This window comes from Streptomyces sp. NPDC111520 (assembly GCF_055635295.1).
Genome location: NZ_JBVKBW010000014.1, coordinates 203,300 through 210,230, shown reverse-complemented (window position 1 = coordinate 210,230; position 6,931 = coordinate 203,300). Strand labels below are relative to the sequence as shown.

Below are 6,931 nucleotides of genomic sequence, written 5' to 3'. Positions count from 1 at the left end.
ATGCTCCGCGACGGCACCTTCTACGAACCGCGCCCATCCGCAACAGCCACCGCGTGACCAGCACAGGCTTGACGAAGGACATAGAGGCACCCCCCCCCGCGCCATCGGGCACCCCCGACCGGACCGCCGCTCAGCCCTCGGCGATGACCACCGCGGACGCGACCCCCGCGTCGTGGCTGAGGGAGACGTGGAACGACCGCACCCCCAGTTGCTCCGCCCGCGCCGCCACCGTCCCCCGGACGAGGAGCCGCGGCTGCCCCGAATCCTCCGTGACGACCTCCGCGTCCGCCCAGTGGAGCCCCCCGGGGGCTCCCAGCGCCTTCGCCACCGCCTCCTTCGCGGCGAACCGCGCCGCGAGGGAGGCGCCGCCCCGGCGGGCCCCACTCGGAAGGTGGAGCTCACCGGGGAGGAAGAGCCGCTCGGCCAGGCCGGGCGTGCGCTCCAGGGACTGCTCGAAGCGCTCGATCTCGGCGACGTCGATGCCCACCCCGATGATCACGGCGCGGTCACTCGACCGTGACGGACTTCGCGAGGTTCCGCGGCTGGTCGACCTCGTTGCCGCGGGCCGTGGCCAGCTCGCAGGCGAAGACCTGCAGCGGCACCGTCGCGACCAGCGGCTGCAGCAGCGTGGGGGTCCGCGGCACCCGCACCAGGTGGTCGGCGTAGGGGACGACGGACTCGTCGCCCTCCTCCGCGATGACGATGGTGCGCGCACCGCGTGCCCGGATCTCCTGGATGTTGGAGACGATCTTGTCGTGCAGCACCGAGCGCCCGCGCGGCGACGGCACGACCACGACGACCGGGAGGTCCTCCTCGATCAGCGCGATGGGGCCGTGCTTGAGCTCGCCGGCGGCGAACCCCTCGGCGTGCATGTAGGCGAGCTCCTTGAGCTTGAGCGCGCCCTCCAGGGCCACGGGGTAGCCGACGTGGCGGCCGAGGAAGAGGACGGTGTTCTTGTCCTTGAGGGAGCGGGCCAGTTCGCGGACCGGCTCCATGGTCTCCAGGACCTGCTCGACCTGGCGGGAGATCTGGGAGAGCTCGCGGATGACGGCGACGATCTCGTCCCCCCACTTCGTGCCGCGCACCTGGCCCAGGTAGAGGGCGACGAGGTAGCAGGCGACGACCTGGGTGAGGAACGCCTTGGTGGAGGCGACGGCGACCTCGGGGCCGGCGTGCGTGTAGAGCACCGCGTCGGACTCGCGCGGGATGGTGGAGCCGTTGGTGTTGCAGATGGCCAGCACCTTGGAGCCCTGCTCGCGGGCGTGCCGCAGGGCCATGAGGGTGTCCATGGTCTCGCCGGACTGGCTGATGGCGACCACCAGCGTGCGGGGGGCCAGGATCGGGTCGCGGTAGCGGAACTCGCTGGCGAGCTCGACCTCGCAGGGGATGCGGGTCCAGTGCTCGATCGCGTACTTGGCGATCATGCCCGCGTGGAACGCGGTGCCGCAGGCGACGATGACGATCTTGTCGACCTCGCGCAACACGGAAGTGGGGATGCGGACCTCGTCGAGGGTCAGCAGGCCGCTCGCGTCGATCCGGCCCAGCAGCGTGTCGGCGACGGCCTTGGGCTGCTCGGCGATCTCCTTGAGCATGAAGTAGTCGTAGCCGCCCTTCTCGGCGGCGGAGGCGTCCCAGTCGATGTGGTACGGCCGGACGTCGGCGGGCTTGCCCTCGAAGTCGGTGACGGTGACGCCCTCCCGGCGCAGCTCGACGACCTGGTCCTGGCCGAGCTCGATCGCGTCGCGGGTGTACGCGATGAAGGCCGCGACGTCGGAGGCGAGGAAGTTCTCGCCGTCGCCGACGCCCACGACGAGCGGGGAGTTGCGGCGGGCGCCGACCACGACATCCGGCTCGTCGGCGTGCACGGCCACCAGGGTGAAGGCGCCATCGAGGCGGCCGCAGACCTGGCGCATGGCCTCGGCGAGGTCGCCGGTGGAGGAGTAGGCCTCGGCGAGGAGATGGGAGACGACCTCGGTGTCGGTCTCGGAGAGCAGGTCGTGGCCGCGCTCGGAGAGTTCGGCCCGCAGGGCGGCGAAGTTCTCGATGATGCCGTTGTGGACGACGGCGACCCGGCCCGCGTTGTCCAGGTGCGGGTGCGCGTTGGCGTCCGTGGGAGCGCCGTGGGTGGCCCACCGGGTGTGCCCGAGGCCGGCGGGGCCGGTCGGCAGCGGGCGCTCGTCCAGCAGCTTCTCCAGGTTGGCGAGCTTGCCGGCCTTCTTGGCCGCGGCCAGGCCGCCGTCGGCGAGGACGGCCACGCCCGCCGAGTCGTACCCCCGGTACTCCAGTCGCTTCAGACCCGTGATGACGACGTCGAGGGCGGACTGGCCGCCCACGTATCCAACGATTCCGCACATGGCCCGTAGCCTACGGTCCGGCCGGCGCCCGGACCTGCCGGAGCCTGCCCGACATCGGAATTTCCCACGGGCACGAACCCTGGTGAGCCGTGGATCGCAGCGGCGGGCGCGGCTCCTCCCGTACGGCAGCCCCGTGCCTCAGACCGCCTGGCCGCCGACCGCCTCGACCCCGGGCCGGACCATGATCATGCGGGAGACGATGAAGGTGATCGGCACGGCCGCCCCCGAGGCGATGAGCGGCGCGTACCAGCTGCCCACCTGCAGCACGTCGACCAACAGGTAGAGGCCGCCGGTGGTGACCACGAAGTTGGCCAGGTTGGTGAGCGGGAAGAGCAGGAAGGTCCGCCAGCTCGGCCGGGTCCGGTAGGTGAACCAGGTCGTCAGGAAGTAGGAACCGATCATGCTGAGCACGAAGGCCAGGACGTGCGCCGCCACATAGGGCAGCCGCAGCAGGAACAACAGGTACAGGCCGTAGTAGACGCCGGTGTTCGCGACTCCGACCATCCCGAACCGGATGAGCTGGCCGAGCATCAGCGGACCAGTTCCTTCTGCACCTCCGGCGAGTTCCGGCTCCCGGTCCGCGCAGAGGCGACATTGGCGGCCTTCACCAGATAGTGCGGGCGCCGCTTGACCTCGTAGTAAATTCGGCCGACATATTCGCCGGCCACTCCCAGCATGACCATCTGTACACCCGCGAGCGCCGTGATGACCACCACGAGCGTGACATATCCAGGAGTTCGCACTCCGTTAACCAACGCGCTACCGACAATCCATGCGGCGTAGGCGAAGGCGACGGAAAGCAGCAGCATGCCGAGATACAGCGCCATGCGCAGCGGCTTGTTGTTGAAGGACAGCAGGCCGTCGAGTCCGTAGTTGAGCAGCTTGCCGAACGTCCACTTGCTGCGGCCCTGCTCGCGCACGGCGTTCTGGTACTCGAAAGTGGCGGTCGAGAATCCCACCCAGGCGAAGATGCCCTTGGAGAAGCGGTTGTACTCGGTGAGCTCGAGCACCGCGTCCGTCGCGCGGCGGGAGAGCATCCGGAAGTCACCGACGCCGTCGACCAGTTCCACGTCGACCAGGCGGTTGATGAGCCGGTAGTAGGCACGGGCGGCGATCGTCCGGGTGACCCGGTCACCCTCCCTGGTCCGCTTGGCGATCACCTGGTCGTAGCCGTCGGCGTGCAGGTCGACCATGCGCCTGATGAGCTCCGGCGGGTGCTGCAGATCCGCGTCCATGATCACGACTGCGTCGCCGGAGGCGTGCTGCAGCCCCGCCAGCATGGCCGCCTCCTTGCCGAAGTTGCGGCTGAAGGAGACAAACCGCACGTGACCGTCCCGGTCGCCCAGCTGCTCGAGGATGGAGAGGGTCCGGTCCCGGCTTCCGTCGTCCACGTAGACGATTTCGAAGTCATGGCCGATCATCGCGAGTTCCATGACCAGATGGTCATGGAAGCGGGCTATGACGTCCTCTTCGTTGAAGCACGGAACCACGACGGATATGAGCATGCTTCTCGCTCCAAGCGTGCTACTGGGCCAAGTGCGCAGCGACCGTAACACGAGTCCAATTACGGGGGCGGCGGCGAAATCGGCCCGACGGACCGACAGGGTGCCCTGTGTACCCGCCGAGGATGTGCGGTGGGTAACGAAAGCAAGTCCACTTATTGAACAAGGACACCGGCACCTCCGGCCGCCCCGGCACTCCGCACGTCGTCCCCCTGCCGCGGTGCGATGTGGAGCGGGCCAGGCGGTTTAATCGTGCTGCTAGCATCCCCGAGATCAGTCCGATTTTCGGGCGATCGGTCCGGTCTTCGTACGTGCGCGCCCGTATAAGCAGCGTCCGTTATTCCGGAAGACCGTCGGGAGCGAAAGGGGCCAGATGTCAATCCGGACGCCGGACAGGGAGCGCCTGCGTGCCGCGGGACTCGCCGCGCTGCTCACGGCCGTCGCCATCTGCGCCGGCGACGCGCTGGCCCGGAGCTTCCCCTTCGGACCCCGCTCCCGCAGTGTGATCGACCTCGCCAACCAGTTCGTCCCCTTCCACACCTGGTTGTGGGACCTCCTGCACGGTCGCACGGACGGCGGCCTGCCGGTCAACTGGCAGTCCGGCTACGGCTCCAGCTCACTGCCCGACGTGGGGACCTATCTGGGCAGCCCCTTCGCGCTGCTGGTGGTGCTCTTCCCGCGGGACCGGATCGACCTGGCGCTCTACGCGATCACCGTGCTCAAACTGGCCGTCGCCGCAGCTGCGATGGCCTGGCTGTTGCTCTCCATGAGGCGCGGCCGCGGCTGGGTGGCGGCGGTCCTGGGCTCCGGGTACGCGCTGTGCGGCTGGTCGCTCTTCCAGGGCGCGATCAACCCCATGTGGCTGGACGGACTGATCGGATTCCCGGTGCTGTGCCTGGTCGGGGAGTGGGCGCGACACGGCCGTCGCCGACTGCTCGGCACGGCGCTGGTCGCGGTCGTCTGGATCGCCAACTTCTACACCGCGTACATGGCCACCATCGGCGCCGGCCTGGTGCTCATCGCCCAACTGCTGCTCAGCGACACCACGCTGAAGGAGCGCTGCACGGCCGTACTGCGCGCCGCGCTCACCACGGCGCTCGGCATCGGTCTGTCCGCGCCGCTGCTGTTCACCATCGCGCTGGGCACCCGGCACGCCTATCCCGGGTCGGTGAGGGAGTTCTCGCCCCGGGGCTGGACGGACGTACTCGCCCGGATGCTCCCCGCCACCTACAGCTCGCTGGATCCCGCCGTCTACGTGGGCACCGCGGTGCTGCTCCTCGCCTTGTGCCTGCCGTTCAACGGCGCGGTGCCCGCACGCGTGCGGGTGGTGTGGAGCCTGCTGGTCGTGGGGATGGTGGCGTCCATGCAGTGGGGGCCCACCCATCTGGCCTGGCATGCCTTCAGCACGCCCAACGGCAGCGCCTACCGGCAGGCGTTCATCTTCAGCGGGCTGCTGGTGATCGCCGCCTGGCAGGCCTTCGCGCACGGTGTACCGGGCTTCCGGCCGCTGCTCGGCGGTCTGGGGGCGCTGGCGCTGATCACCGCGGGCGCCATGCGGAGCGAGCTCATCAGCAGCTGGACGGTACCCACCCTGGTCGCGGGCACCGCGGCCGCGGCAGGCGCCGTGGCGCTGCTGGGCCTGACCGCCCGCCGGCCCCGCCGGTTCCTGGTGGCGTCCGCGGCCGTACTGCTCCTGGGGTCGCAGCTCGGACAGGCCGCCGTCAGCGCGGACTACGCGGCCCAGGCGCGGCAGCACAAGTTCCCCAGCCACCCGGTGTGGGGGGAGTACCAGGAACGCCAGAGTCAGCTGGTGGCCGAGGCGGACGGCTGGCCGCGGTACCGCACCGACCCCGGCCTCCCGCAGGGCGTCGGCAACGATCCGCTGGTCGTCGGTGGGCAGGGGGCGCAGTACTACAGCAGCCTCACCTCGATCGCGCTCAGCCGGACCCTGTTCTCCCTGGGCGGAGGCTGGTCCGCGCTCGGCCGGTCGCCGCAGAGCCTGGACAATCCCGTCACCGACGTCATCTTCTCGGTCGGCGCCCGGGTGCACCCCGACACCATGACGGTCACCCGCAGGGACGTGCCGCCGCTGGTCACCGTGCGGCCGTCCGAGCAGCCCCCCGCCTTCGGCCGGTCGGCCTTCCGCAACCAGGAACAACTGCTCGGCGCGCAGGTCTACACCCTTCCCGGCGTCTCGCTCCGCCCGGCCGACGGCCAGGCCCCCGCCCGCACCGCCGACCAGGGCTACAAGCTCTCCGGGGGCAGTGGGGCCGACGCGGGGGTCACGGACCGGCTCACCTTCTCCTGCCCGTCCGGCAGCGAGGTGTACCTGTGGGCCCCCGGTTACACCGGGACCGCGCAACTCCCCGGCGGACCGGCCGCGAAGTTCCGGGGCAAGCCGCCGCAGCTGGGCGCCGCGATGCGACGGCTCGGCACGGCCGCTGGGACGACCCCGCTCACCGTCGAGCTGAGTGCCGCCGGGTCAGGCGTGCTGCCCGAGCAGCCCGTGGGCTGCCTGGACCCGGCCCGCCTCGCCGCCGCCGTACAGCGGCTCAAGGCCACCGCGGCCACCGACGTCCAGGTCAGCGGCAGCGGTCTGGAGGCCGAACTGCCCGCCGGGAGCACGGGCACGGCCGTGATCGCCGTCCCGCGGACGGCCGGCTGGCAGTGTGCCGCCGGCGACGGTGAGGCGAAGCCGGCCGACGGTTACCTCGGCCTGATCTCGGTGCCGCTGGACGGCGACACCACCCGGATCAGCTGCGACTTCCGACCGCCGGGGCTGCGGCTGGGCTCGGCGGCCGCCGGGGGGTCGCTGCTGGTCCTGGCCTGGCCGGTGCTGCTGCGCCGGCTCCGGGGCCGGCGAGGGCAGTCGGCCCCGGACGACCCGTCCGACACCCCGGCCGCCAGGCCCGCGCAGAGTCTGACCTCGGCATAGGGCCGCATGCCGTCGTGGGGGGGGGGGGGGGGGGGGGGGGGCCGGCACCACAAAGGGGAACCCCACCCCCCCGGGGTGCCCGCACGTGGTGTCGTGTCGTCCCTTTCTTTAGACACCCCCCCCCCCGGGCCCACTCTAAC

5 protein-coding genes are annotated in these 6,931 nt (G+C 70.8%); 1 reads left to right on the top strand and 4 read right to left on the bottom strand.

Annotated features, from left to right (window positions below):
* Positions 1-130: 130 nt before the first annotated feature.
* The 4 genes from ACZ7MY_RS30360 to ACZ7MY_RS30345 all read right to left on the bottom strand — a co-directional run bounded on the left by ACZ7MY_RS30360 (position 131) and on the right by ACZ7MY_RS30345 (position 3,859).
* Positions 131-499: a holo-ACP synthase gene (locus tag ACZ7MY_RS30360; RefSeq protein WP_499606463.1), complete on the bottom strand. Its 369-nt coding sequence runs from the start codon at positions 497-499 to the stop codon at positions 131-133.
* A 7-nt stretch (positions 500-506) separates the two neighbouring features.
* Complete coding sequence (gene glmS / locus ACZ7MY_RS30355) at positions 507-2,354, bottom strand: glutamine--fructose-6-phosphate transaminase (isomerizing) (protein ID WP_499606462.1); 1,848 nt, start codon at positions 2,352-2,354, stop codon at positions 507-509.
* Positions 2,355-2,492: 138 nt separating this feature from the next.
* Positions 2,493-2,885, bottom strand: coding sequence for a GtrA family protein (locus tag ACZ7MY_RS30350; RefSeq protein ID WP_499606461.1), 393 nt, complete (start codon positions 2,883-2,885; stop codon positions 2,493-2,495).
* The gene (locus tag ACZ7MY_RS30345; protein WP_499606460.1) at positions 2,885-3,859 is read right to left on the bottom strand and encodes a glycosyltransferase family 2 protein; all 975 of its coding nucleotides are present in this window, start codon (positions 3,857-3,859) and stop codon (positions 2,885-2,887) included. Before ACZ7MY_RS30345 ends, ACZ7MY_RS30350 begins: the two co-directional genes overlap by 1 nt.
* Before the next feature lie 370 nt (positions 3,860-4,229).
* Here ACZ7MY_RS30345 and ACZ7MY_RS30340 point away from each other — a divergent pair, with 370 nt between their 5' ends.
* Positions 4,230-6,791 (top strand): YfhO family protein, encoded by a 2,562-nt coding sequence (locus ACZ7MY_RS30340; RefSeq protein ID WP_499606459.1) that lies wholly within the window; start codon positions 4,230-4,232, stop codon positions 6,789-6,791.
* The last annotated feature ends 140 nt before the right edge of the window (positions 6,792-6,931 follow it).

Excerpts from the sequence above, each read along its gene's own strand:
- glmS (WP_499606462.1), bottom strand. The coding sequence starts at position 2,354 with ATGTGCGGAATCGTTGGATACGTGGGCGGCCAGTCCGCCCTCGACGTC.
- ACZ7MY_RS30350 (WP_499606461.1), bottom strand. The coding sequence starts at position 2,885 with ATGCTCGGCCAGCTCATCCGGTTCGGGATGGTCGGAGTCGCGAACACC.
- ACZ7MY_RS30345 (WP_499606460.1), bottom strand. The coding sequence starts at position 3,859 with ATGCTCATATCCGTCGTGGTTCCGTGCTTCAACGAAGAGGACGTCATA.
- ACZ7MY_RS30340 (WP_499606459.1), top strand. The coding sequence starts at position 4,230 with ATGTCAATCCGGACGCCGGACAGGGAGCGCCTGCGTGCCGCGGGACTC.